The sequence below is a fragment of the Streptomyces sp. NPDC012637 genome (genome assembly GCF_042954805.1).
GTDB lineage: Bacteria > Actinomycetota > Actinomycetes > Streptomycetales > Streptomycetaceae > Streptomyces.
The window spans coordinates 288,082-311,258 of record NZ_JBIBDS010000010.1 but is presented as its reverse complement, the minus strand read 5'-3'; the positions used below and the strand labels follow the sequence as shown (position 1 = coordinate 311,258).

Sequence of the window (23,177 nt, the reverse complement as noted above, 5' to 3'; positions counted from 1 at the left end):
AGATGAGCACGACAGACACGAACGACACCCAGGACGGCAGGGACACCCAGGACGGCGGCCTCGGCGAGGCCGCCTCCCAGCTGTCCACGGCACCCGCCGAGGAGACGGCCGTCGGCGGCCCCGCCCTCGGCGTCATCGGATGGATCCGCTGGTTCTGGCGGCAGCTGACCTCCATGCGGGTCGCCCTGATCCTCCTCTTCCTGCTCTCCCTCGGCGCGATCCCCGGCTCCCTCATCCCGCAGACCAGCGCGGACGAGCTGAAGGTGCAGGCCTTCAAGGACGCCCACGAGACCCTCACGCCGATCTACGAGAAGCTCCAGCTCTTCGACGTCTACAGCTCGGTGTGGTTCTCCGCGATCTACATCCTGCTGTTCGTCTCGCTCATCGGCTGCATCGTGCCCCGCAGCTGGCAGTTCGCCGGCCAGCTGCGCGGCCGCCCGCCGGGCGCGCCCAAGCGGCTCACCCGGCTGCCCGCGTACACCACCTGGCGCACCGACGCCGAGCCCGAGGAGGTCCGGGCCGCCGCGCTCGCGATGCTCAAGGGCCGCCGCTTCCGCGCCCACACCACGGGTGACGCCGTCGCCGCCGAGAAGGGCTACCTGCGCGAGGCCGGCAACCTGGCCTTCCACATCGCGCTCATCGTCATGCTCGTCGCCTTCGCCTGGGGCCAGCTGATGAAGTCCGAGGGCGGCAAGCTGATCGTCGAGGGCGACGGCTTCTCCAACACGCTCACCCAGTACGACGACTTCAAGTCGGGCTCGCTGTTCGGCGTCGACGACCTGCCCGCGTTCAGCTTCACGCTCGACAAGTTCACCGGCACGTACGAGAAGGACGGCCCGCAGCGCGGCACCCCGCGCACCTTCGAGGCCGACGTCACGTACTCCGAGGACGGCGGCTCCGACAGGAAGGCCGTCATCCGGGTCAACGAGCCGCTGGAGGTCGGCGGCGCGAAGGTCTACCTGATCGCCCACGGCTACGCGCCCGTGGTCACCGTCCGGGACGGCCGCGGCAAGGTCGTCATGCGCGACGCCGTGCCGCTGCTGCCGATCGACAACAACATCACCTCGACCGGCGCGATCAAGGTGATGGACGGCTACCGCGACAAGAACGGCAAGAAGGAACAGCTCGGCTTCCAGGCCTTCTTCGTGCCGACCTTCGCCGGCGCCGGCAAGGGGACGATGTTCTCCCAGTTCCCGGCGCTCGGCTTCCCCGTCATGGCGCTCACCGGCTTCCACGGCGACCTGCGCGTCAACTCCGGCCTGCCGCAGAACGTGTACCAGCTGGACACCTCGAAGATGAAGCAGTTCGCGGTCGACGGCGGCACCGGCAAGGCCAACCGTCTGCTCCCCGGCGAGACCATGACGCTGCCCGACGGCGCCGGCTCGATCACCTTCGAGAAGGAGATCAAGGAGTGGGCGAGCTTCCAGGTCTCCCAGCAGCCGGGCAACGGCCTCGCCCTCGGCGGCGCGATCGCCGCCATCGCCGGACTCGCCGGCTCGCTGTTCATCCAGCGGCGCCGGATCTGGGTCCGGGCCGTACGGGGCGAGGACGGCGTCACCGTCGTCGAGATGGCGGGCCTCGGCCGCAGCGAGTCCGCCAGGCTCCCCGAGGAGCTCGCCGAGCTCGCGGTCACGCTCCACGCGAAGGCGCCCACCGCACCGGAACCCGACCCGACGCCGGACCCGACGCCGGAACCCGAATCCGCAGAAGACCCTGCCGCGGAACCCGCCGCGAAGTCCGAAGGGGCTGAGAAGTGATCCTCGCCGCCGAGACCAACGAGAGCCTGGCGCAGATCAGCGACCTGCTCGTCTACTCGTCGATGGCCGTCTACACGCTGGCCTTTTTCGCCCACATCGCCGAGTGGGTGTTCGGCAGCCGCAGCAAGGTCGGCCGCACCGCCGCCGCCCTCACGCAGCAGCAGTCGAAGGCGGCCGCCGCCCCGGCCGTGACCGTGCAGGTCAAGACGGCCGACGGCGGCACCGCCGTGCTCGACAAGCCGAAGGTGATCACCCGCGCCGCGGCCGGCGCCCGGGACGTCCCCGACGGCCCCGGCGCGGCCGGCGGCACCGTCAAGGGCGACCTCTACGGCCGGATCGCCGTCTCGCTGACCGCGCTCGCCTTCCTCGTCGAGGCGGCGGGCGTGGTCACCCGCGCTCTCTCCGTGCAGCGGGCCCCCTGGGGCAACATGTACGAGTTCTCCACCACCTTCTCCACGGTGGCGGTCGGCGCGTACCTCGGCTTCCTCGTCGCCAAGAAGAACGTCCGCTGGCTCGGGCTCCCGCTGGTCACCACGGTCCTGCTCGACCTGGGCATGGCCGTCACCTGGCTGAAGACGCCCAGCGACCAGCTGGTCCCGGCGCTCGACTCGTACTGGCTGTGGATCCACGTCTCCACCGCGATCTTCTGCGGCGCCGTCTTCTACCTGGGCGCCGTCGCCACCCTGCTGTACCTGTTCCGCGACTCGTACGAGAACAAGCTCGCCAACGGCGGCAACCCGGGCGCCTTCGCCCGCTCCGTCCTGGAGCGGCTGCCCGCCGCGGCCTCCCTCGACAAGTTCTCGTACCGGGTCAACGCGGCGGTCTTCCCGCTGTGGACCTTCACGATCATCGCCGGCGCGATCTGGGCCGGCGACGCGTGGGGCCGCTACTGGGGCTGGGACGCCAAGGAGGTCTGGTCCTTCATCACGTGGGTCGGCTACGCCGCGTACCTGCACGCCCGCGCCACGGCCGGCTGGAAGGGCCGCAAGGCCGCGTACATCGCGCTCATCGCCTTCGGCTGCTTCCTCTTCAACTACTACGGCGTCAACATCTTCGTGAGCAGCAAGCACTCCTACGCCGGAGTGTGACCGCGGGCGCCTGAGCGCGTGGGCGGGCCTCTGAGCTCGCGGACCGAGGGCCCCGGGGCCACGCTGGAGGTATGAGCGAGATCCCCCGGGGCAGGGCCGAGACCCACGACGGGAATCTGCAGCTGCGGTACGTCATCGAGCTGCCGCACCCCATGGTGAGCGTCTGGGCCGCTGTCGCCACGCCCGAAGGCCTGCCGCAGTGGCTGTGCGCGGCGGACCCGCTGGAGCCGCGCCTGGGTGGCCGCGTCACCCTGCGCTGGTTCAACAGCGACACCGTCCTCTCGGGGCGGGTCACCGCCTGGGACATGGAGAACGTCGCCGAGTACACCGTCGACCCCGGGCACCAGCGGATCCGCTTCCACCTGGAGCCCGCGACCGTCCTGCGCTTCACGCACGAGTTCCGCGGCACGCGCGACGAGAAGCTGAACATGCTCGCGGGGTGGCACGAGCACTTCGAGCGGCTCGCCAGGGCCCTGGACGGCCACCCCACCAACTGGCTCGACTGGACCGAGGACCGCCGGCGCGAGCTGCGCGAGCTGTACGAGCTGGACGACGCGCCCTGGCCGAAGTGGGTGCCGTAGGGCCGGTGGGTGCCGGAGGGCCCGGTGGGCGTCGGAGGGCATGGTCCATGTCGTAGGGACGTGTCGTAAGGCCGCCCTTCCGCTCGCGGGCCCGTCTCATCCGCCGCGCCTCGCCCCCCGCCGAGCCTCCCCGCCCCCGCCTACCCCCGCCGCGGCGGCAGGCAGCTCGCCGCGGGCGGGGCGCCCTCCGGCCAGGCGATGGCGACGAAGCGCTGCGAGCCGTCCTCCGCGAGCTCCACGATCGGCACCGCCTTGTTGTACGGGTTGCCGAAGTTGTCCAGGCAGATCCAGCCGCTCGCGCCCTGCACCCGCAGCGAGCCCTTGACCTGCGGCCACTGGGTCGCGACGTCCGCGAGCTCCGGGTGGGCGGCGCCGTCCGGGGTGGCCTGGCGGATCGCGTGCACGGCGGTCGCCATCGCGTCGTACGCGACGATCGCCTGCCCGTCAGCGAGCGCGACCGGCTTCGCGGAGGTGCGGGCGATGTCCGTCACGAAGGTCTCGTACGCGACCGTCGAGCCGCCCGTCGCCGGGACCGGCCGGCCGGGCGCGGCGCGCCAGGCGTCGGGGTGGGCGAGGGACGCGTAGCGGACGGTCAGCCTGGCCTTGAGGGCCTTGCGGTTGAGCTTGGCGTCGGCGCCCAGGTAGGAGCCCTCGTCGCCGGTGAGGATCGTGAAGGGGCGCTCCACGCAGCCGCGGGCGCCCAGCGCGTTGATGAACTGGCGCAGCTGGGTGTGCCGCCCGGCGAAGAACACGGTCTCCGCGCGGGTGTCGCAGATCAGATGGGTGATCTGCTTGAACGTGTTGGCGGTGGTGCCCTCCTCGGTGGGGTCGGCGGGCGAGGTGAACAGCTGCGGCTCGTAGGGCGCGCCCTTGAGGGAGGTGGCGAAGGCCGACTTGAGGGTGTCGGTGTAGTGGTCGCCGGTGCGGGTGTCCTGGACGAGCAGGGCCTTGGCGGCGTCCACCCGGCCGAAGTGGGCCAGGGCCTTGGCCTCGTCGCCGTTGGTGGGCGAGACGCGGGCGAGGCCGGGGAAGCGGTTGTGCCCGGGGCCCGGCCCGTTGGCGATGTCGTCCGCGGTGATGGTGGTGCCGACGACGGCGACGCCCGCCTTGGTGAGGGCGGTGACGGCGAGCCGCACCTCGGTGGAGGAGGTGGCGACGCCGGTGACCGCGCGCAGCCGGTGCGGCGCATCGGTCATGGCGGTGAGCCGGTCGACGGTGGTCCGCCAGTGGGCGTTGCCCTTGCCGGTGTTGGCGAGGACCAGGCGGATCTTGGGCGTCTCGCTGTTGGACTCGTGGTTGGCCCGGTACTGGCGGGCGTAGGCGCCCTGCACCTCGTGGAGGACCTTGACGCGCATCCCGGGGTCGGGAGAGGTGAGCGGCAGCAGGACGGCGACGGTGGCGTACTGGCCGGGCTTGAGCGAGGCGTTCTCGCGTCCTATCAGGCCCGCGACCTCGGCGAGTTCGGGCACGCGGAAGTCGAAGCCGTCGCCGTTGACGCCGACGCACTCCGCGGAGCCCTGCGGGCGCTCGACACCCGCCGCGCAGGAACGGTTTTCCGGAGTGGTCCACGTCTTCACCGCCCAGCCCAGCGGCAGCCCGACCACGAGCAGGGCGATCACGGCGGCGAAGAACTTCTGTCGCGGGGTGTAGAGATAACGGTTGCGCAGCCGGTCGGTCATCGCCTCAGACTCCGTCCTCGCGGCCCGGCGGCAGCGAGAGCCGCCGCCAGGCGAGCATGTCCCTCGGCCAGTGGGTGGCCGCGTCCCACAGCGGGCTGTTGCCCGTCAGATGGCGGCCGGAGAGCTGCCGCAGCTCGTGCGCCAGCTTCTCGGTCACCTCGCCGTCCGGCAGGGCGAGCGGATCGGTCAGCAGCCACACGGCGTGCAGCAGCCGCCGTACGGAGAGGTGCAGGGCGGTCTCCTCGGCGTCGAGACCGCCGGGCAGCCGGTCCGGCGCCTGCCGGCCGAGCGCGACGGCCCGCCGCGGGTCGGGCCCGCCGGCTCCCGGCTCGCGCGGGTACGGCGCGGAGGCGATGAACCGCAGCCGGCCCAGCCAGCCCACCACGTCGGGCTCGGGGAACGTGACCCGCAGATGGGCCACGGCCTCCTCGGCCCGCCCGAGCGCCAGCTCGTGGTGCAGCCGGTACGGCAGGTGCGCGGCGGGCGCGCCCTCCCGTCCGTAGTGCCGGTGCAGCGTCTCGTGCACCGCCCGCCACACCGCGTGCCGGGGGTGGTCGGCGTCCTCGAAGCGCAGCCGGTGCAGCAGCAGGGCGCGCAGCAGCGGGTCGGCGACGAAGTGCTCGGGCCCTTCGGGCCAGTCCTCGGCGCGGAGTTCGTCGCGGACGAGGAGGGCCATGTCGCCGTCGCGCGACTCGGTGTGCAGCCGGGTGCGGGCGAGCAGCCGCGCCGACTCCTCGTCGTGGGCGGCGGCGAGCACGGTGAACGGCTCCAGGCGCGGCTGCGGCAGGAGCGCGCCGAGCAGGGCGGGCGCGACGGCCACCGGGTGGGCGTCCTCGCGCAGTTCCACGGTCAGGTCGAGCAGCGCACCGGGCGTGAGCCCGGGCCGCGCGGCGCGCGGCGCCTCCGCGGCGGCCTGCCCGAGCAGCATCACGCCCAGCGGCCGGCCGCCGGTCAGCCGGTGGACGCCGCGGGCCAGGTCGGCCGGGGTGAGCCCGGACGGGTCGAGCCGGTCGAAGGCCGCCTGGGTCTGGGCGGGCGAGAGCGGGGTGAGGTCGACGGCGAGGATGCCGGACGTGACGTCGCCGCCGCGCGGTGCGGGCGCCCGGTGCGCGGTCTCCGGCAGCCGCAGCCGGTGGGCGTGGCGCAGGCCCTCGTGTTCGCGCACCCGGGAGGCGGCGATCACCACGACTTTGTCGCGCAGCCCGTCGTGGCGGGCCCGCAGAATCGGTTCGACGAGCCGGCGGCCCAGCTCGCCGTGGGCGTTGTCGAGCAGGACGACGGGCCGGCCGCGCCGGGTGCCCATCCTGGTGAGGCCCCGGTAGGCCTGGCCCAGGTCCTCGACCAGCGCGCCGACCAGGAAGCCCTCGGCCTCCTGGCGGCGTCGGCCGCCCTGCGCGAAGTCGACGGCCAGCTGCTGGAGACCGGCCTTGCCGCGCCCGCCCGCGTTGCGGTAACTCCCGTACCAGCTTTCCGACTTCTGCTGGAACTTGCCGAAGACCTCCTCGAGGACCGTTTCCACGGTGGCCTCGGCGAGCAGCCCGGCGAGCGGCGCGGCGGCGTCGGCGAAGGTGGCGGCCAGCTTGGTGAGCACCTTGGTGACCCAGTTGGCCGCCGCGCCCTTGGTGGCGTCGACGGTGGACAGCACCGGGCCGAGCCGCTGGAGGTCGCGCTGGGCCCGTTCGTCGTCCTCCTGCGTCCAGCCGGTGGAGGCGACCGCGACCAGGCCGAGCGAGAGCCGCGGGAACTGCACCGGCTTCGCGCCGGTCACCCGCGGCGACAGCTGGACGGCGAGCTCGGCGAGCGCACCGGTCAGCTCGGTCCAGCCGGGGCCGTGGTCGGCGGGCGGCTCGATCCGGTCGCAGTCGACGAGAGCGAGCGGAGTGGCGCCTCTGTAGGTGTTGCGGAGCTGCTTGAGGAGTGCGGTCTTGCCCATCCCGCGCCCGCCGGTGAGGACCACCACGGGCGGGTCGTCGCCGTGTTCGTACGGGACGCGGGCGAGTCCCTCGCCGCCGAGCCCGATCAGTCGCGCGGCGAGTCCCGTGCGGTGGAGCACCGCCTCGCGGCCGTAAAGGACCCTGTCCACCCGCTACCCCCTGCATCCCACCAGACGTGCCCCGTCACATCCTCAAGTCGTGATTATCGACGGGGAGTTGGGCTTCGGCCAGGCTTTTGGGTCACGGAGCTGTCACTCTGTGGTGATGGCGTCGAGCTGGGCGCGCAGATAGGCGTGCGACTCGATCCCGTTGATGGTGGTGCCGGGCGTGCACTCGTAGAAGTAGACCAGGGACATCAGCTCCTCGGCGGGCGCGTCGGCGGGCGGCGGCAGCACCCGGTGCCGCCCGGAGCGCCAGCGCCCGTCCGTCCAGCCGGCCATCAGGTCACCGATGTTGACGGTGAGGGCGGCGGGGTCGTACGGGGCGTCGAGCCAGCCGTCGGCCTCCGTGTACAGCTGCAGCCCGCCCTTGCCGGCCTGCCGGTCGAGGATCGTGACCGTGCCGAAGTCGGTGTGCGGCCCGATCCGGAACTGCCCGGGCTCGGGCTCGCCGGTCCGGTCCCTCCCCGGGTACCAGTTGATGTTGAAGCCGAAGGTGGGGTGGCGGGTGTGCCGGGTGAAGAAGTCGGCCTCCTCGCCGAGCGCGAGCCCGAGCAGGTCGAGGACGCGGTCGGACAGCGTCCGCATCCGCGCCAGGTACTCCTCGACGAGGCCCTTGAGCTCCGGCACCTCGGCGGGCCACGTGTTGGGCAGGAACCACTCCGCGTCGACGGCCGGGTCGCCGGTCGGCTCCTCCGCCGCGAAGGACAGCGACTCCTTCAGGTCGGGCGGGGTCGCGGTGCCCTCCGCGTACCCGTTGGCCTCCGCACCGGGCCCCAGCCAGCCCCGCCCGCCGACCTTCACGGCGTACGGCTCCTTCACGGCGCCCGGCAGGTGGAAGAAGGCGCGGGCGCTCTCCCGGATGGCCGTCCGCAGCTCCTGCTCCACCCCGTGCCCGGTGACCAGCAGGAAGCCGGCCTGCCGCAGCGCCCGGTCCACGGCGGGCAGCTGACCGGCCGGGTCCCGGCCGAGGTCGATCGTGGGGAGGCTCGCCTCAGTCGTCATCGATGTCCCCGTCTCCGATGTCCTCGTTCCACAGGGCGGGGTGCTTCTCGATGAACTCCCGCATCAGAGCCGTGCATTCGGGATCGTCGAGCACCAGCACCTCGACGCCGTGCTCGGCGAGCCAGTCGTGCCCGCCGTGGAAGGTGCGGGCCTCGCCGACCACCACCCGGGAGATCCCGAACTGCCGCACGAGCCCGGAGCAGTACCAGCACGGCGACAGTGTCGTCACCATCGTCGTCCCCCGGTACGAGCGCTGCCGCCCAGCCGCCCGAAAGGCCTCCGTCTCGGCATGCGCCGAAGGGTCACCGTCCTGCACCCGCCGATTCCGCCCACGCCCGCGCAGCGCGCCGTCGGCGCCGTAGAGCGCGGCCCCGATGGGAATCCCACCCTCGGCGAGCCCGGCCCGAGCCTCGGCGAGCGCGGTGCCCAGCCACCGCCGGGCCTGTTCCTGATCCATGGAGGGAGCCTTCCCCGGACGCTGCCGAGGCTCACCCCGTGCATCGTTCGGCCTAGCGAGGCACGGCACGCGCGATAGCCCCTTCGTATCGTCGAGGAAGGGGCTTCAGGCTCTCAGGAGGCATTCGTGAACCGTCGTACCGCGGTGGCGGGCATAGCTCTGGCTGCCGCTTCCGTCCTTCCGGCAGCAAACGTGGCGAGCGCCCAACAAGACCTGGACTGTGTCGACTTCGCCTTCCAGGAAGACGCGCAGGCCGAGTTCAACCGCGACCGGAGTGATCCGCACCGACTCGACGAGGACCAAGGCCCTGATGACGGCATCGCCTGTGAGGCGCTGCCCAGGCGCATGGGTGCCACCCCTCGGCCCCTTGTGCCGACGGCTGTCCCTACCCGGACCATGGCGCCCCAGCCCACCGCCCCGACGGCTCCGCCGTCCTTCGGAGTGCGCGGCGGCCTGGGCGGATCGGCCGGGCCCCACTGGCTGGAGGTGTACGCCGGCCTCGGCCTCGCCCTCTGCGCGGCCGTGGGTGTCGCCTACCGCTTGGTGCGCCGCAGGTCTTGAGCCGCGCAGGACGGGGCGTGTCGACCGGCCGGCCGGTCGACACGCAGGTCTGCTATGCCACGGGCAGGCTGTAGCGCATGCGGTACCGGTGCGCTGCCTTCGTCATCACGGTGGCCTCGATCGGTCGCCGGTCGTCCGAGTAGACCACGCGGAAGGCGAGCAGAACGGGCATGTCCTTGGGGAGCTCCAGCGCGACTACCTCTTCCTCCGTCGGGATCTCCGAGGACAGCTCGTCCACGAACTCGCGGGGAGGGAAGCCCAGCGAGTCGAGCAGTGCCGGTGTACCTCCTCGGATCCGTTTCTTCTCCAGGATGGGCGTACCGTCTGCCAGGCTCAGCGGATAGTACGAACGAGTGAGCTCCGTCGGCTCCTCGTCCAGGAAGAGGATCTGTTTACGGAGCACGGCTCGCTCACCGTCATCGAGGCGCAGGGCGTCGGCCACCTCTTTCGGCGGGACGACAACTGCGACTTCCAGGAGCTGGGACTTTCCGAGTCGCTGCCGCTTGGCGGCCTCGCTCACCCACGCGTAGGGCTCGCCCGGTGCGGCCGGCCTCATGTACGCGATCGGCTCGACGGGCTCCTGGGAGTGCTGCCGCACGTACACGCCCTTGCCCGGGAGGCCTTCGAGGAGGCCCTCGGCCTTCAGGGCCTGGAGGGCCTTCTGGACGGTCGTGTTGGCCACGCCGCCGAACTGCTCCATCAGCTCGGCGGTCGAGCCCAGCTTGCTACCCGGGGGAAGGTCACCACGGGTGATCCGGCGTCGCAGCTCCGCCGCGATCTTCTGGTGCGGTGATCTCGGATCGTTGAACGTCTTGGCCATCACGCGCTCTGCTTTCCGAGCCGATAGGTGAGGTGCCTGCCTGCCGGCATGGTCATCAGAGCCGCCTCCATAGGGGCTCCCTCGCCCGTCAGCGTCAGGCGGAGCAGGTGGAGTACGGCGCTGCCTTCGGGCAGGCCCAGATGTGCGCACTCCTCCGCGCCGGCGACGGCGGCGCTCACGTGCTCAAGGACCTCGGCGCCGGTGTAGCCAAGCTGTTCGAGCAGGGTGACGGCGCCGCCGGGCACCTTGCGCGGTTCCGCCAGAGGTGTGCCTCCGGCGATGGAGAGGGGGTAATAGGAGTCGGCCAGCTCCACAGGGCGGTCGTCGAGCAGGATCAGCCGACTCCTGAGGATCACACGCTCCGAGGCTGACAGTCGCAGGGCGGAGCGCACGGACTCCGGCGCATCCACCTCGCCCACGTGCAGCAGTCGTTGGCTGCCGCGACGCCCACGGCGAGCGGCCTCGTCGGTCCATGCGTCGCTCTGGCCGGGTTCGCGCGGGGCCAGGTATGGCGCGGTCTCGCTGATCCACGCATCGCCCGACATCTTCCTACCTCCAGCTCGCTGTTGCCAGCGACCCTACTTCCTTGCCTCCGCGGGACCGAAGAAACGACGGCAACCTTAAGTGCTTGCCGCTTATGGTCTTCTGTGCTTAAGGTTGCCCTCATGGAAGCAACGGACGCTGAAGAACCGAGGCATGGTGCCCCTGTACCGCCTGCGGGCTTGAGCCCGGCACTCGTCGCTCGCGCCGAGGCCGGATGGCAGAAGTTCCTCGACCGCTGGTCCGACACGTGTGAGGAGCCCGACCGGTGAAGCCGGCCGATGCGGAAGGCCGGGAGGCGCACCCTCTTCTCCACCAGCTCGTCCGCGACATCGCGAGCCGACGCGAAGCGATCCTGACGGCCGTCGTACACGAGTGGCACAACGGCCGACTCCTCCGCATCGCGCACCTCGAGTCCGCCACCGGCGCCGCCTGGACCACGTCGGCCGACAACATCGGGCCGGCTCTGGGGCGCGACGCTCCGGATCGCTGCCGAGACCGGTGATTCGGCGGGATCCTTGGCGGGCGAATCCAAGGGAAGGGAACCACCCCCGCGATAGAAGCGGAACTCAAGGCCCGTGTACTTGCGCCCGAAGAGACACTGCGGCGTCTGGACGAGTGTGTGACCGACGTGCCCGAGGTCTATCGGGACACCTGCGACGACGCTGGGGAAGTGTTCCTGAGGCGCGACGCCGAACTGCGAGTCCGTACCGGGCGCGGGCCCGGGCACGCGCGCGGTCCTCACCTACAGGGGAGTCGCCGTCGACGAGGCGTCAGGCCCGAAACCGGAGCATTGAACCCGGGTCGAGGACGCGGCGCACGCGATCCTGCGCGGGGAAAGCGAAGGCCCCGGCGGCCGCTGGTACCGGCCCCGGGGCATGGCCACCAACTGTCAACGGAGTTGATGACGTGCGGAACCTTATCGCGCACACCCTCGGCGGCATCCTGATCCCCGCCCTCCTCTGGCTGCTGACTCTGACCCTGCCGCCTACCGGCCGGCACCGCACACGGGCGGCCCAGCGCCGGCGCCGGCGCGCGCTGTGGCTGGCCACGGTCGGGGTCGACATCGACCACCGCGACATCCACGCCCTCGCCGGCGTCGCCCGATGAACCGCTGCGGGGCCCGGCGCCCCTCGGTCGCCGTCGTCGAGGTGATGCGGCCGGTGTGCGCGGGGTCGGTCTGCGTGCTCGCCGTGGAGCACGGTGGACCGCACCGCGACCGCGCGGGCGACGCCTGGTGGGTGACGCCGGAGATCGCCGACGCGGTGAGCGTCTCCCTCTTCGCCCACGCGCTCGCGGGCGGCCGCCTGGAACCGGCGGAGGAACCGGCCTACCGGTCGCCGCGCTGCGTCGTCGGCCTCCACGACCGCTGCCGGGACCATGTGCCGCACGACTCGGGCGCACCGGGAGTGCGGTACCTCGTGTGCGAGTGCGTCTGCCACCCTCGAGGGCTGGGGGGTTAGGCCCTGGGGGCGTGAGTCCTGCGTGGGCTTCTGGTGCGGCCGCCCTCTTTCCGAGTGTGGCTCCCTCCGCCACCGGGTCAAGGGCGCTCCCTTTGGTCGCGTCGCTTCGCGATGGCCTGCGGCCACCCTTGACCCGGCGGCTCCGGGAGCCTGTTCACACTCGGAGGGCGGCCGGGGGCGGGGCCGCGCGACCCGGCCCGGGTAGTCCGCCGCGCCGTGGGCGGATGGCGGGCCGGTGGTGGGTGGGGTCCGGGTATCGCTCCGGTCGGCTTGCGGCGGCGCGGGCCGGTGGGTGGGGGCTGGGTTTGTGGTCGGGCCGGGTGGGACTGCTTGTCTCGGCTCGGGGTGCGCGGTCGTGGAGTGGGGTGCCCAATCCCGGCTCGGCGTCTGGCGGCCGCCGTCACATGGCCGGGACTCATGCCCCGCTGGTGGCGGCCGGTGGGTGGAGAAGCCGGCCCGGTGGGTAGAGGTGCGAGCAAAGTGCGTGCTTCCGGGGTGGGGCAGCGGCGGGACCGCCTCTGGCGTCACACGAGTTCCCATCTGTCACAAGCAGGGCTCGGGGGATCCGACTTTGCACGCCGGGGCGGACTCAGCCCGGCGGGGAAGGGATCGGTGGTGCCTCTGGAGTCACACAAGTCGCTCTTGGCCCCAGTGAAGGCCAATGGACGGGCTCGATATGGCGGTTGGGGTCGTCGGTGCGAGCAAACCGGGACGGAGACGGGCCAAGGTCGTCTCCCTCGTCACATCCGTTCTCTTCCGTCACATATCGGTCCGGGATCTGCGAGTTCGCTCGCGCCCCGACCCCCTCCACCCACCGGGCCGGCCCCTCCACCCACCGGGCCGGCCCCCTCCACTCACCGGGAGTGACCAGCGGGGCATGAATCCCCATCGGAAGACGGGAGTTGGCCGCTGAGCCGGCCCGGGCCGCCCCATTCCACGTCCGCGCACCCCGAGCCGAGAGAAGCAGTCCCACTCGGCCCGGCCACAAACCGAGCCCCCACCCACCGGGAAGCCCATCACCCACGGTGCGGAGCGATACCCGGCCCCACCCACCACCGGCCCGCCTCCCGCCCACGGCGCGGCGGACTACCCGGGCCGGGTCGCGTGGCCGGGCCCCCGGCCGCCCTCCGAGTGTGAAAAGGCTTCCGGAGCCACCGGGTCAAGGGTGGAGCGAAGCGGAATCGCGAAGCGACGCGACCGAAGGGAGCGCCCTTGACCCGGTGGTGGAGGGAGCCACACTCGGAAAGAGGGCGGCCGCACCAGAAGCCCACGCAGGACTCACGCCCCGTCGTGCCCCCCGGGCTGCCACGCGCCCAGCTTCTCCGGGTTGCGGACCGCCCAGATGCGGGTCACCCGGTCGTCGGACAGGTCGAAGGCCGCCACCGTCACCGTCCGGCCCCCGTTCTGGGCGACCAGGCCCGGCGTGCCGTTGACCGTGCGTTGCAGGAGCGTGAGGGCGGGGGCCTTGGTGGCGATGAAGAGGAGGTACTCCGCGATGCGCGCGGCGCCTTCCACCGGGCGCAGGACGGCGCCGACCAGGCCGCCGCCGTCGGCGACCAGAGTGGCGTCGGGGGCCAGGAGGGCCACCAGGGCGTCGATGTCCTTGGCCTCCCAGGCCTCCTTGAAGTCGCGGATCAGGGCCGCCTGGCCGGGTGTCCGGGACGGCGCGGTCCGCGCGGCGCGCAGCCGCCGGCGGGCGGAGGTCGCCAGCTGGCGGCAGGCCGCCGGTGTGCGGCCGGCCATCGTGGCGATGTCGGCGAAGGAGTAGCGGAAGACGTCGTGGAGGACGAAGGCGACCCGTTCGGCGGGAGTCATCGCTTCCAGGACGACCAGGAAGGCCATGTTCACCGACTCGTCCAGGGTGATCCGGTCCGCCGGATCCGACGGGCCGTCGGCCGTCCGGCCGCCGATCCACTCCGTACGGTCGGGCAGCGGCTCCGGTATCCATTCGCCGACGTAGCGCTCGCGCCGCGCCCGCGCCGACCCGAGCTGGTCGAGGCAGACCCGGGTGGCGACGGTGGTCAGCCAGGCCGCCGGGTTGACGACCGCGCCCCGCCGCCCGGGCGACAGCGCGTACCAGCGGGCGTACGTCTCCTGCACCGCGTCCTCGGCCTCCGCCACCGAGCCCAGCAACCGGTAGGCCAGGTCGGTCAGATGGCGCCGCTCGCCGGTGACGTCGCCCGGCGAGTCCAACGCCGTAGAGGAAGTGCCCACGTTCGCGCCTCACATTTCGTCGTGCTGTGTCGTCGGGGATACGAGACACCTTCCGAGGGCCCGAGCGAAAAGGATTTCGTCATGACCGAAAGCAAGGCCTCCGTCTTCACCCGGGTCGCGATCGGCCTGCAGACCCTGACCCTCTTCTTCCAGGCGACCACCGCCGGGCTCCTGCTCTCCACCTCCTACGGCTACACGCTGCACGACTACGGATCGAAGGTGATGTACGGCGCGACCATGGTGTACGTGCTCGCCGCCGTCCTCGCGTGGAAGCCGGGCGGCGGGCCGGCCCGGCCGGTCCTGTACGCGACCGGCTTCCTCGTCCTCGCCTCCGCGCAGGTGGCCCTCGGCGTCGCGCACGTCCCCTCGCTGCACGTGCCGCTCGGCGTCCTGATGTTCGGCCTCAGCGTCCTCGACCTCGGGCGGGTCCTGGTGGCCGGCCGGGCCGGCCGGGGCCGATCGGCGGTCCCGATGGCCCCATCGGCATGACGCCCCACTGGCTCGTGGACCGGGCGGGCGGCCCGTTCGTAACGTCGTCGGCATGAGAAACGAGACCAGCGCGAACCAGACCAGGGGAACCCTCGAACTGACCCTCGCCATGGTGCTGTCCGGCACCCTCGGCATCTTCGTCGTCGAGTCCGGCGCCTCCCCGTTCACCGTCGTGTTCTTCCGGTGCCTCTTCGGCGCGGTCGCGCTCGGGGCGTACAGCCTGGCCCGCGGGTTCTTCACCGGGCACGGGCTCACGCCCCGCAAGCTCGGGCTCGCCGCGCTCGGCGGGGCGTTCATCGTCTTCAACTGGGTGCTGCTCTTCGAGGCGTACGAGGCCACCTCGATCTCCCTGGCCACCGTCGTCTACCACACCCAGCCGTTCTTCCTGGTGCTCTTCGGGGCGCTGGTGCTGAGGGAGCGGATCTCGGCGGCCAAGGTGGGGTGGCTCGTGGTCGCCTTCGCCGGGCTCGTGCTCGTGTCCGGTGTGCGGCCGGGCGACACCGCCTCCCTCAAGGGGCTCGGGTTCGCGCTCGCCGCGGCCGTCCTCTACGCCCTGTCGACGATCGTCACCAAGCGGATCACCGGCGTCCGGCCGCACCTGATCGCGCTCGTCCAGGTCACCGTCGGCATCCCGCTGCTCCTGCCGTTCGCGGACTTCGGCGAGGCGGCCCGGCTCGGCACCGGCTGGGGCTGGCTCGCCGGACTCGGGCTGATCCACACCGGGGTGATGTACGTGCTGATGTACGCGGCCTACGCCAAGCTGCCCACCGCCCGGATCGCGGTCCTGGCCTTCACCTACCCGGCCGTCGCGATGGTCGCCGACTGGGCGGTGTACGGGCACCACATCGGCCTCGTGCAGGCGCTCGGCGTCCCGCTGATCGTCCTCGCGAGCCTCAAGGTCACGCTCGCGAAGGCCCCGGTGGTTCCGGCGACTCCTCCCGCACGAGCCGCCGAGCCTGCTCCACGAACAGCCGGACGTGCTCCGGAAGCCGCTTCCCCCGCCGCCACGCGATCTGCGTGAAGAGCGTGAACGGCGGCGCCCAGTCCAGCGCCACCAGTGCCCCGGACGCCAGTTCCTCCGCGACGGCGATCCGGGGCAGCAGCGCGATCCCGAGCCCGGCGGCCACGCCCCGTTTGCTCGCCTCGATCGTGCCGTACTCGGTGAACACCGGCCCGAACGGCTTGAGTTCCGCCTCGAACAGGTCGCGGTAGGCGCAGCCCGGTTCCGTGCCCACCAGGGCGGCGGCCGCCAGGTCGGCCGCGGTCAGCCCGGTCCGGCCGGCCAGCGGGTGGCGCGGCGAGGCCACCAGGGCCAGCGGCTCCTCCGTCAGCACCTCGCTCTCCAGGCCCTCGTGCCCGGTCTCCCGCTCCATCAGCAGACCGAGGTCGTACGTCCCCTCGCGCAGCGCCTGCCGGGTCGCGTCGCCGAGCGTGGGGCGCAGGGAGAGACGGATGCCGGGGTACCGGTGGTGGAAGAGCTCGAGGAGCGGCGGGAGCCGGTAGGAGGTCAGGGACTCCATGGTGCCCACGGCGATCGTGCCGGCCGGTTCGCCGCCGGAGGTGACGGCGGTCCTGGCCTCCTCGGCGAGCGCGATGATCTGCCGGGCGTACGGCAGGAGGCGTTCGCCGGCCTCGGTGAGGCGGATGCGGGAGCCGAGCCGCTCGAAGAGCTCGGTGCCGAGGGAGGTCTCCAGGGCCCGGATCTGGCTGGTGACGCTGGACTGGGCGTAGGCGAGTTCGGCGGCCGCCCTGGTGAAGGACAGCACCGTGGCGACCTTCTCGAAGGTCACGAGCAGCCGCAGTTCCACGTCAGGACTTCTCGCCGTCCTCGCCGCGCTGCGTCTCGCCGCCCTGCTCGCGCTTCTTCAGCTCCTCCTCGCGGCGGCGCAGGTCGGCCTCCCAGTCCTTGAGGAGGGACTCGTCCTTCTTGTTCTCTTCCTTCAGGGACTTGAGGAACTCGGGATTGTCGTCGGGAGCGACCCACTCCTGGCGGTGGCTGCGGTGCCACTCGCTGGGCGTGGAGCCGCCGGCCGGGCCGCGGCGCAGCTTGCCGGCCGCGAACCAGACGATCGGGCCGACGATCCAGAAGAGCAGGATGATGATGACCCAGACGACCTTCGGGAGGTGCTTGACCTCGTCCTCGGGGGTGTTGAGGCAGTCGATGAGCGAGTAGATGACCAGCGCCAGCGGCAGGATGAACATCAGTGCCCTGAGCATGTGGGACAGCCCCCTGGAAGCGGTGACGGGACGCGATCGGGACGGCCCCGGTGACAGGTCAAGCCTAGCCGGTGACCGATACTGGGCCCCATGGCTTACGACGATCTCCGCTCGCTGCTCCGGGCGCTGGAGCGCGAAGGCGACCTCAAGCGCATCAAGGCCGAAGTCGACCCGTACCTGGAGGTAGGGGAGATCGTCGACCGGGTGAACAAGGCGGGAGGCCCGGCGCTGCTCTTCGAGAACGTGAAGGGCTCCGCCATGCCGCTCGCGATGAACGTCTTCGGGACGGACCGCCGGCTGCTGAAGGCGCTGGGCCTGAAGTCGTACGAGGAGATCAGCGAGAAGATCGGCGGGCTGCTCAAGCCGGAGCTGCCGCACGGTTTCGTCGGGGTCCGCGAGGCCTTCGGGAAGCTGGGCTCGATGGTCCACGTGCCGCCGAAGAAGGTGAAGGACGCCCCCGTGCAGGAGGTGGTCCTGACCGGCGACGACGTCGACCTCGACCAGCTGCCCGCCCTGTTCACCTGGCCGAAGGACGGCGGCTCCTTCTTCAACCTGGGGCTGACCCACACCAAGCACCCCGAGACCGGGATCCGCAACCTCGGGCTCTACCGCCTCCAGCGGCACGACAAGCGCACCATCGGCATGCACTGGCAGATCCACAAGGACAGCCGCAACCACTACGCGGTCGCGGCCCAGCGCGGCGAGCGGCTGCCGGTCGCGATCGCCTTCGGCTGCCCGCCGGCCGTCACGTACGCCTCGACGGCGCCGCTGCCGGGTGACATCGACGAGTACCTGTTCGCCGGCTTCGTGCAGGGCAAGCGGATCGAGATGGTCGACTGCAAGACGGTGCCGCTGCAGGTCCCGGCGCAGGCCGAGGTCGTCATCGAGGGCTGGCTGGAGCCGGGCGAGATGCTGCCGGAGGGCCCGTTCGGCGACCACACGGGCTTCTACACCCCGCAGGAGCCCTTCCCCGCCCTGAGGATCGACTGCGTGACGATGCGGAAGCGTCCGCTGCTCCAGTCGATCGTGGTCGGCCGCCCGCCGACCGAGGACGGCCCGCTGGGCCGCGCCACGGAGCGCTTCTTCCTGCCCCTGCTCAAGATCATCGTGCCGGACATCGTGGACTACCACCTTCCGGAGTCGGGCGGCTTCCACAACTGCGCGATCGTCTCGATCGACAAGAAGTACCCGAAGCACGCGCAGAAGGTCATGCACGCCATCTGGGGCGCGCACATGATGTCGCTGACCAAGCTGATCATCGTGGTGGACAAGGACTGCGACGTCCACGACCTCCACGAGGTCTCCTGGCGCGCGCTGGGCAACACCGACTACGCCCGCGACCTCACGGTCGTCGAGGGCCCGGTCGACCACCTCGACCATGCCTCCTACCAGCAGTTCTGGGGAGGCAAGGCGGGCATCGACGCGACGAAGAAGCTGCCCGAGGAGGGCTACACGCGGGACGGCGGCTGGCCGGACATGGTCGAGTCGGACCCGGCGACGGCGGCCCTGGTGGACCGCCGCTGGAAGGAGTACGGGCTGTGACCACGGCCGCGGTGCCCGGCGCCCGGCCGGGACGGACGAAAGCCTTCCTCCGGCTGGTGATGATCGAGCACTCGGTCTTCGCGCTGCCCTTCGCGTACATCGCCTCGCTCACCGCGATGTACCAGCTGGACAGGAAGATCCACTGGGGGACGCTGTTCCTGGTGACGGTGTGCATGGTGGGGCTGCGGACCTTCGCCATGGCCTGCAACCGGATCATCGACCGGGAGATCGACGCCCGTAACCCGCGCACCGCGAACCGGGAGCTGGTGACGGGCGCGGTGTCGGTGCGGTCGGCGTGGACCGGCGCCGGGGTGGCCGTGGTGGTCTTCCTGGGTGCCGCCGCCCTGCTGAACCCGCTGTGCCTGGCGCTCGCCCCGCTCGCCGTCGTCCCGATGGTGGTCTATCCGTACGGCAAGCGGTTCACGAACTTCCCGCACGCGATCCTCGGCCTCGCGCAGTCGATCGGTCCGATCGGGGCCTGGCTGGCGGTGACCGGCGAGTGGTCCTGGGACGCGGTGATCCTGGGCCTCGCGGTCGGCATCTGGATCGGCGGCTTCGACCTGATCTTCGCCTGCCAGGACGTCCAGGCGGACCGGGCCGAGGGCGTCATGTCGGTCCCGGCCCGCTTCGGGATCCCGGCCGCCCTGTGGGGCGCGCGGGCCTCGGCGGTCGTGACCACCGGTCTGCTGGTCTGGTACGCGCTGGCCACGCAGGCGGGCGCGTTCTTCTGGGTGGGCCTGGTGATCGTGGTCGTGGCCTTCTGCTACGAGCACTCGATCGTGCGGCCGCACGACCTGTCCCGCCTGAACCGGGCGTTCTTCACGGTCAACGGCTTCATCGGGATCGCCCTGTTCGTGTGCGCGCTGCTCGACCTGCTGGTGCGCGGGCTCACGCCGTAGTGGCCGGATAGGCTCGTCGGCGTGGAGCCGGTGAACAAGCAGCAGCGTCGTCCCTGGGTGGTCGGGGTGTCCGGGGCGTCGGGGACGCCGTATGCCGCCGCGGTACTGCGGGGGTTGCTCGCGGCGGGGGAGAGCGTCGATCTGGTCGTGTCGCGGGCCTCGCGGCTGACGCTGCTCGACGAGACGGGGATCGCCTTCCGGGACGCGCACTGGCGCGAGGACCTGGCGGAGTGGCTGGCGCGGGGCGCCGACGGGAAGCCGGACGCCTTCCGGGTGTCCGCCGACGACACCGCCGACGTGCGGTACTGGCCGGCCGGGGACCTGGCGGCGGGGCCGTCCTCGGGGTCGTACCCCGTGAAGGGGATGCTGATCGTGCCGGCGTCGACGGCCGCCGTGGCCGGGGTCGCGCTCGGGCTTTCGAAGGACCTGCTCCAGCGGGTGGCGAGCGTGACGCTCAAGGAGCGGCGGCCGCTGGTCGTCGCCGTGCGGGAGACCCCGCTGAACGGGCAGACGCTGAAGCACATGGTGGCGCTGGACGAGGCGGGCGCCGTGGTGCTGCCCGCCTCTCCGGCGTTCTACGCGGGTGCGACGCACATCCAGGATCTGGTGGACTTCGTCGCGGGGCGGGTGCTCGACGCGGCAGGGGTGCCGCACGAGCTGTACCGCCGGTGGAAGGGAGAGCTCGGTGGAGCCGCTTCCCGTCCTGACTAGCGCTTCTTGGCGGCGCGCTTCGTGGCGGCGCGCTTCGAGGCGGACGGCTGGTGGGCACGCGAGCGGTTGGCCATCTCCTGCAGCTCGCGCATACGGGCGTAGGCCATCTCGATCGTGTACACGGTGAACACCACTCCTGAAGATCGTCTTTGATCTGAATGAACGATTCACAGGGCGTCGGACCCTGTGTACCTTTGATTCTATACCCAAACTCGCGGTATCGCTGGACAATGGAAGGCTTCGTACCTATGGACGCCGTGGACAGGCAGCTCATCCAGGCCCTGCGCGAGAACGGCCGGGCCTCGTACGCCGAGCTCGGACGGCTCGTCGGGCTCTCCGGCCCCTCCGTCACCGACCGCATCAACCGCCTGGAGGCGGCCGGGGTCATCACCGGTTACCGCGCCACCGTCGACGCCGCCTCGCTCGGCCTCGGCGTCACCGCGCTCATCGGCATCTCCCTCTCCGACGCCGCCGACCACGAGGACGTGGCCCGCCGGCTGAAGGACCTGGCCGAGATCGAGGACTGCTGGTTCATCGCCGGCGACGACTCCTTCATGCTCAAGGTCCGCGCCAACGACGTCGACGGCCTGGAGAAGACCATCCGCCGGCTCTCCGGCACCAAGGGCGTGTCCCGCACCCGCACCACGATCGTGCTGTCCACCAAGTGGGAGAACCGGGTCGGGGATCTGCCGGAAGAGGGCTGAGAGTACGGTGGGGGAGCCTGATTCACGGAGACATGGGAGGCGGCCGGAGATGGACGCTGGGCTCAAGCGGGAGCTGGAACAGAAGGTTCTCGCCGGAGAGCGGCTGAGCCGTGAGGACGGCATCGCGCTGTACGAGTCCGACGACCTGGCCTGGCTCGGCGGCCTCGCCCACGAGGTGCGGACGCGGAAGAACGGCGACGTCGTCCACTTCAACGTCAACCGTCACCTCAACATGACGAACGTCTGCACCGCCTCCTGCGCCTACTGCTCCTTCCAGCGCAAGCCGGGCGAGAAGGACGCGTACACCATGCGCATCGAGGAGGCCGTGCGCCTCGCGAAGGCGATGGAGAACGAGAACCTCACCGAGCTCCACATCGTCAACGGGCTCCACCCCAACCTGCCCTGGCGCTACTACCCGCGCTCGCTCTCCGAGCTGAAGAAGGCGCTGCCGAACGTCTCGCTCAAGGCCTTCACCGCCACCGAGATCCACCACTTCGAGACCATCTCGGGCCTGTCGGCCTCCGAGATCCTCGACGAGCTGATCGAGGCCGGTCTGGAGTCGCTGACCGGCGGCGGCGCCGAGATCTTCGACTGGGAGGTCCGGCAGCACATCGTGGACCACCGCACCCACTGGGAGGACTGGTCCCGGATCCACCGCCTCGCGCACGAGAAGGGTCTGAAGACCCCGTGCACGATGCTCTACGGGCACATCGAGGAGCCGCGCCACCGCGTGGACCACGTGCTCCGGCTGCGCGAGCTCCAGGACGAGACCGGCGGCTTCCAGGTCTTCATCCCGCTGCGCTACCAGCACGACTTCGTCGACATGCAGGACGGCAAGGTCCGCAACAAGCTCCAGGCCCGCACCACGATGGCCACCGGCGCCGAGGCGCTGAAGACCTTCGCCGTCTCCCGGCTGCTCTTCGACAACATCCCGCACGTCAAGGTGTTCTGGGTGATGCACGGCGTCCAGACCGCGCAGCTGGCGCTCCAGCACGGCGCGGACGACATGGACGGCTCGGTCGTCGAGTACAAGATCACGCACGACGCCGACAACTACGGCACCCCGAACAAGCTGACCCGGGAGGACCTCCTGGAGCTCATCCGGGACGCCGGCTTCCGTCCGGTCGAGCGCAACACCCGCTACGAGGTGATCCGCGAGTACCCGGGTCCGGACGCCGGGCTCCGCGAGTCGCCTCAGCCGATGCGGGTCTGAGTCCGCGGACGGTCAGTCCAGCGGCAGCAGCATGATGATGTCGTCGCGGTCGTCGCCCGGGGCCACCCGGATGGCGGCCGGGACGCGTCCGACCTCCTTGTAGCCGGCCCGCGCGTAGAAGGCGTCGACGCCGGTGCCGCCGCGGCAGGTCAGCCGGATGGCCTCGACGTGCTCGAAGCCCTCTCCGGTACGGGCGGCCTCCTCGGCCGCGGCCATCAGATCCAGTCCGTACCCCTTGCCCTGGTGCCGGGGGTGCACCATCACCGTGTACAGCCACACCCAGTGCGTCATCAGGGGGTGGCTGTTGTGCGTGAAGAAGGCGGTCGCGGCGATCCCGCCGTGCTCGTCGCGGCCGACGAGCAGCCGCGTGGTGCCCTCGGCCATCCCGACCAGGTGCCGCAGCAGTGCGGGCCGGATCTCCTCCGGCGTCACGGGCGGGACGAAGCCGACGGCGCCGCCGGCGTTGGAGACGTCCGCCCAGAGCGCGAGCACGCCGTCGCGGAGGGACCGGTCGACGGCGGGGTCCAGTTCGAAGGTAAGGGTCATAGGGCGAGAGTATCTATTACTTCACCCTTGGTTCAAGGGTCGGCGGCGGGGCCCGCCGGGGGCCGTGCTTCACTGGAGGGACGCTTGTCCTGTATGGGAGGGACTCACATGCTTCGCTACAGCCTGATGCGCCTCGGCATCTTCGCCGGCAGCTTCCTCGCGCTCTGGGGCCTGGTCTACGTCGGCGTGCTGCCGCGCGGCCTCGGTGACTCCAACCTGCTGTGGGTCCTCCTGCTCTCCGTCGTCGTCTCCGCGCCGCTGAGCTACGTGCTGCTGCGCAGGCAGCGCGACGAGATGAGCGCGCAGATCGTGGACAAGGTCGACCGCGCCAAGGGCCGCCTGGAGGCGAACCGCTCGGCCGAGGACGCCGCCTGAGTGCCATAAAGGCTGCGTAAGGTACCTCACACCAGGACACACCGGGACACCCCAGGTGGAGCTTCGAAGGCTCTCATCTGGGGTGTTCTGCGTTTCGAAGGGGTTCGGGGCGTTCCATCACCCCAAAGAAGGGCTTTGAGGTTCTCAAAGTTCAAGTGTTAACGTGTCGGCCATGACGACCGCAGTGCACTTCTCCGACGCCGCGAGCACCCCGCTCGTGGCGC

At 71.3% G+C, this 23,177-nt stretch carries 25 protein-coding genes and 1 pseudogene; 15 read left to right on the top strand and 11 right to left on the bottom strand.

Annotated elements, in window-relative coordinates:
• Positions 1-2 precede the first annotated feature (2 nt).
• The 3 genes from ACFY8W_RS34420 to ACFY8W_RS34410 all read left to right on the top strand — a co-directional run bounded on the left by ACFY8W_RS34420 (position 3) and on the right by ACFY8W_RS34410 (position 3,426).
• Positions 3-1,757: a cytochrome c biogenesis protein ResB gene (locus ACFY8W_RS34420; RefSeq protein ID WP_391114067.1), complete on the top strand. Its 1,755-nt coding sequence runs from the start codon at positions 3-5 to the stop codon at positions 1,755-1,757.
• Positions 1,754-2,845 carry a c-type cytochrome biogenesis protein CcsB gene (ccsB, locus tag ACFY8W_RS34415; protein WP_391114064.1) on the top strand — a complete coding sequence of 364 codons (1,092 nt, stop codon included), beginning with the start codon at positions 1,754-1,756 and terminating at the stop codon, positions 2,843-2,845. Before ACFY8W_RS34420 ends, ccsB begins: the two co-directional genes overlap by 4 nt.
• A 71-nt stretch (positions 2,846-2,916) precedes the next feature.
• Complete coding sequence (locus ACFY8W_RS34410) at positions 2,917-3,426, top strand: SRPBCC domain-containing protein (protein WP_391114062.1); 510 nt, start codon at positions 2,917-2,919, stop codon at positions 3,424-3,426.
• 140 nt (positions 3,427-3,566) lie between these two features.
• Here the strand turns inward: ACFY8W_RS34410 and ACFY8W_RS34405 are convergent, their stop codons facing one another.
• The 4 genes from ACFY8W_RS34405 to ACFY8W_RS34390 form a co-directional block, all read right to left on the bottom strand.
• The gene (locus ACFY8W_RS34405) at positions 3,567-5,105 is read right to left on the bottom strand and encodes a hypothetical protein (RefSeq protein ID WP_391114059.1); all 1,539 of its coding nucleotides are present in this window, start codon (positions 5,103-5,105) and stop codon (positions 3,567-3,569) included.
• A 4-nt stretch (positions 5,106-5,109) separates the two neighbouring features.
• Complete coding sequence (locus tag ACFY8W_RS34400; RefSeq protein ID WP_391114056.1) at positions 5,110-7,188, bottom strand: hypothetical protein; 2,079 nt, start codon at positions 7,186-7,188, stop codon at positions 5,110-5,112.
• A 102-nt stretch (positions 7,189-7,290) separates the two neighbouring features.
• Positions 7,291-8,202 carry a 2-oxoglutarate and iron-dependent oxygenase domain-containing protein gene (locus ACFY8W_RS34395; protein ID WP_391114053.1) on the bottom strand — a complete coding sequence of 304 codons (912 nt, stop codon included), beginning with the start codon at positions 8,200-8,202 and terminating at the stop codon, positions 7,291-7,293.
• Positions 8,192-8,659 (bottom strand): deaminase, encoded by a 468-nt coding sequence (locus ACFY8W_RS34390; protein WP_391114050.1) that lies wholly within the window; start codon positions 8,657-8,659, stop codon positions 8,192-8,194. The genes ACFY8W_RS34395 and ACFY8W_RS34390 overlap by 11 nt, the downstream gene beginning before the upstream one ends.
• Before the next feature lie 126 nt (positions 8,660-8,785).
• Here ACFY8W_RS34390 and ACFY8W_RS34385 point away from each other — a divergent pair, with 126 nt between their 5' ends.
• On the top strand, positions 8,786-9,220 hold the full coding sequence (locus ACFY8W_RS34385; protein ID WP_391114047.1) for an excalibur calcium-binding protein: 435 nt from the start codon (positions 8,786-8,788) through the stop codon (positions 9,218-9,220).
• A 52-nt stretch (positions 9,221-9,272) separates the two neighbouring features.
• Here ACFY8W_RS34385 and ACFY8W_RS34380 read toward each other — a convergent pair whose 3' ends face one another.
• Both ACFY8W_RS34380 and ACFY8W_RS34375 read right to left on the bottom strand, forming a co-directional pair.
• A complete protein-coding gene (locus ACFY8W_RS34380) occupies positions 9,273-10,040 on the bottom strand; it encodes a UTRA domain-containing protein (RefSeq protein ID WP_391114044.1) in 768 nt (255 codons plus the stop codon).
• Positions 10,040-10,585, bottom strand: a complete 546-nt coding sequence (locus ACFY8W_RS34375) for a UTRA domain-containing protein (protein WP_391114041.1) — start codon at positions 10,583-10,585, stop codon at positions 10,040-10,042. The genes ACFY8W_RS34380 and ACFY8W_RS34375 overlap by 1 nt, the downstream gene beginning before the upstream one ends.
• 263 nt (positions 10,586-10,848) lie before the next feature.
• On the opposite strand from ACFY8W_RS34375, the gene ACFY8W_RS34370 reads away from it, so the two are divergent.
• From ACFY8W_RS34370 to ACFY8W_RS34360, 3 genes are all read left to right on the top strand, one after another.
• Entirely contained in the window at positions 10,849-11,085 is a 237-nt protein-coding gene (locus ACFY8W_RS34370) for a hypothetical protein (protein WP_391114040.1), read from the top strand.
• A gap of 404 nt (positions 11,086-11,489) precedes the next feature.
• Positions 11,490-11,690 carry a hypothetical protein gene (locus ACFY8W_RS34365; RefSeq protein ID WP_391114038.1) on the top strand — a complete coding sequence of 67 codons (201 nt, stop codon included), beginning with the start codon at positions 11,490-11,492 and terminating at the stop codon, positions 11,688-11,690.
• Positions 11,687-12,043, top strand: a complete 357-nt coding sequence (locus ACFY8W_RS34360) for a hypothetical protein (RefSeq protein WP_391114036.1) — start codon at positions 11,687-11,689, stop codon at positions 12,041-12,043. The genes ACFY8W_RS34365 and ACFY8W_RS34360 overlap by 4 nt, the downstream gene beginning before the upstream one ends.
• A gap of 1,278 nt (positions 12,044-13,321) precedes the next feature.
• Here the strand turns inward: ACFY8W_RS34360 and sigJ are convergent.
• A complete protein-coding gene (sigJ, locus tag ACFY8W_RS34355) occupies positions 13,322-14,257 on the bottom strand; it encodes an RNA polymerase sigma factor SigJ (RefSeq protein WP_391114034.1) in 936 nt (311 codons plus the stop codon).
• A gap of 81 nt (positions 14,258-14,338) precedes the next feature.
• Between sigJ and ACFY8W_RS34350 the strand changes: the two genes are divergently transcribed.
• Together ACFY8W_RS34350 and ACFY8W_RS34345 are read left to right on the top strand one after the other, a co-directional pair.
• Positions 14,339-14,746 (top strand): hypothetical protein, encoded by a 408-nt coding sequence (locus tag ACFY8W_RS34350; protein WP_391114031.1) that lies wholly within the window; start codon positions 14,339-14,341, stop codon positions 14,744-14,746.
• 52 nt (positions 14,747-14,798) lie between these two features.
• Positions 14,799-15,767 carry an EamA family transporter gene (locus ACFY8W_RS34345; protein ID WP_391114028.1) on the top strand — a complete coding sequence of 323 codons (969 nt, stop codon included), beginning with the start codon at positions 14,799-14,801 and terminating at the stop codon, positions 15,765-15,767.
• Here the strand turns inward: ACFY8W_RS34345 and ACFY8W_RS34340 are convergent.
• Positions 15,679-16,554 (bottom strand): annotated as a pseudogene (locus ACFY8W_RS34340) (LysR family transcriptional regulator); the annotation flags it as partial. The gene ACFY8W_RS34345 and the pseudogene ACFY8W_RS34340 sit on opposite strands and share 89 nt — an antisense overlap.
• Position 16,555: 1 nt before the next feature.
• Complete coding sequence (locus ACFY8W_RS34335; protein WP_391114025.1) at positions 16,556-16,963, bottom strand: PLDc N-terminal domain-containing protein; 408 nt, start codon at positions 16,961-16,963, stop codon at positions 16,556-16,558.
• A gap of 90 nt (positions 16,964-17,053) precedes the next feature.
• Between ACFY8W_RS34335 and ACFY8W_RS34330 the strand changes: the two genes are divergently transcribed.
• From ACFY8W_RS34330 to ACFY8W_RS34320, 3 genes are read left to right on the top strand one after another with little or no spacing between them, the layout of a single operon-like run.
• Positions 17,054-18,505 carry a menaquinone biosynthesis decarboxylase gene (locus tag ACFY8W_RS34330; RefSeq protein ID WP_391114022.1) on the top strand — a complete coding sequence of 484 codons (1,452 nt, stop codon included), beginning with the start codon at positions 17,054-17,056 and terminating at the stop codon, positions 18,503-18,505.
• Positions 18,502-19,404: a menaquinone biosynthesis prenyltransferase MqnP gene (gene mqnP / locus ACFY8W_RS34325; RefSeq protein ID WP_391114019.1), complete on the top strand. Its 903-nt coding sequence runs from the start codon at positions 18,502-18,504 to the stop codon at positions 19,402-19,404. The genes ACFY8W_RS34330 and mqnP overlap by 4 nt, the downstream gene beginning before the upstream one ends.
• Before the next feature lie 30 nt (positions 19,405-19,434).
• Positions 19,435-20,115 carry a UbiX family flavin prenyltransferase gene (locus ACFY8W_RS34320; protein WP_391114239.1) on the top strand — a complete coding sequence of 227 codons (681 nt, stop codon included), beginning with the start codon at positions 19,435-19,437 and terminating at the stop codon, positions 20,113-20,115.
• Here ACFY8W_RS34320 and ACFY8W_RS34315 read toward each other — a convergent pair.
• A complete protein-coding gene (locus tag ACFY8W_RS34315) occupies positions 20,112-20,237 on the bottom strand; it encodes a hypothetical protein (protein ID WP_391114251.1) in 126 nt (41 codons plus the stop codon). The two genes, ACFY8W_RS34320 and ACFY8W_RS34315, sit on opposite strands and share 4 nt — an antisense overlap.
• 126 nt (positions 20,238-20,363) lie before the next feature.
• Between ACFY8W_RS34315 and ACFY8W_RS34310 the strand changes: the two genes are divergently transcribed.
• Complete coding sequence (locus tag ACFY8W_RS34310; protein WP_031013392.1) at positions 20,364-20,819, top strand: Lrp/AsnC family transcriptional regulator; 456 nt, start codon at positions 20,364-20,366, stop codon at positions 20,817-20,819.
• 49 nt (positions 20,820-20,868) lie between these two features.
• A complete protein-coding gene (mqnE, locus tag ACFY8W_RS34305; protein ID WP_391114017.1) occupies positions 20,869-22,032 on the top strand; it encodes an aminofutalosine synthase MqnE in 1,164 nt (387 codons plus the stop codon).
• A gap of 12 nt (positions 22,033-22,044) precedes the next feature.
• Here the strand turns inward: mqnE and ACFY8W_RS34300 are convergent, their stop codons facing one another.
• Entirely contained in the window at positions 22,045-22,578 is a 534-nt protein-coding gene (locus ACFY8W_RS34300) for a GNAT family N-acetyltransferase (RefSeq protein ID WP_391114014.1), read from the bottom strand.
• 108 nt (positions 22,579-22,686) lie between these two features.
• Here ACFY8W_RS34300 and ACFY8W_RS34295 point away from each other — a divergent pair, with 108 nt between their 5' ends.
• Positions 22,687-22,953: a DUF4229 domain-containing protein gene (locus ACFY8W_RS34295; protein WP_391114012.1), complete on the top strand. Its 267-nt coding sequence runs from the start codon at positions 22,687-22,689 to the stop codon at positions 22,951-22,953.
• Positions 22,954-23,177: the final 224 nt, after the last annotated feature.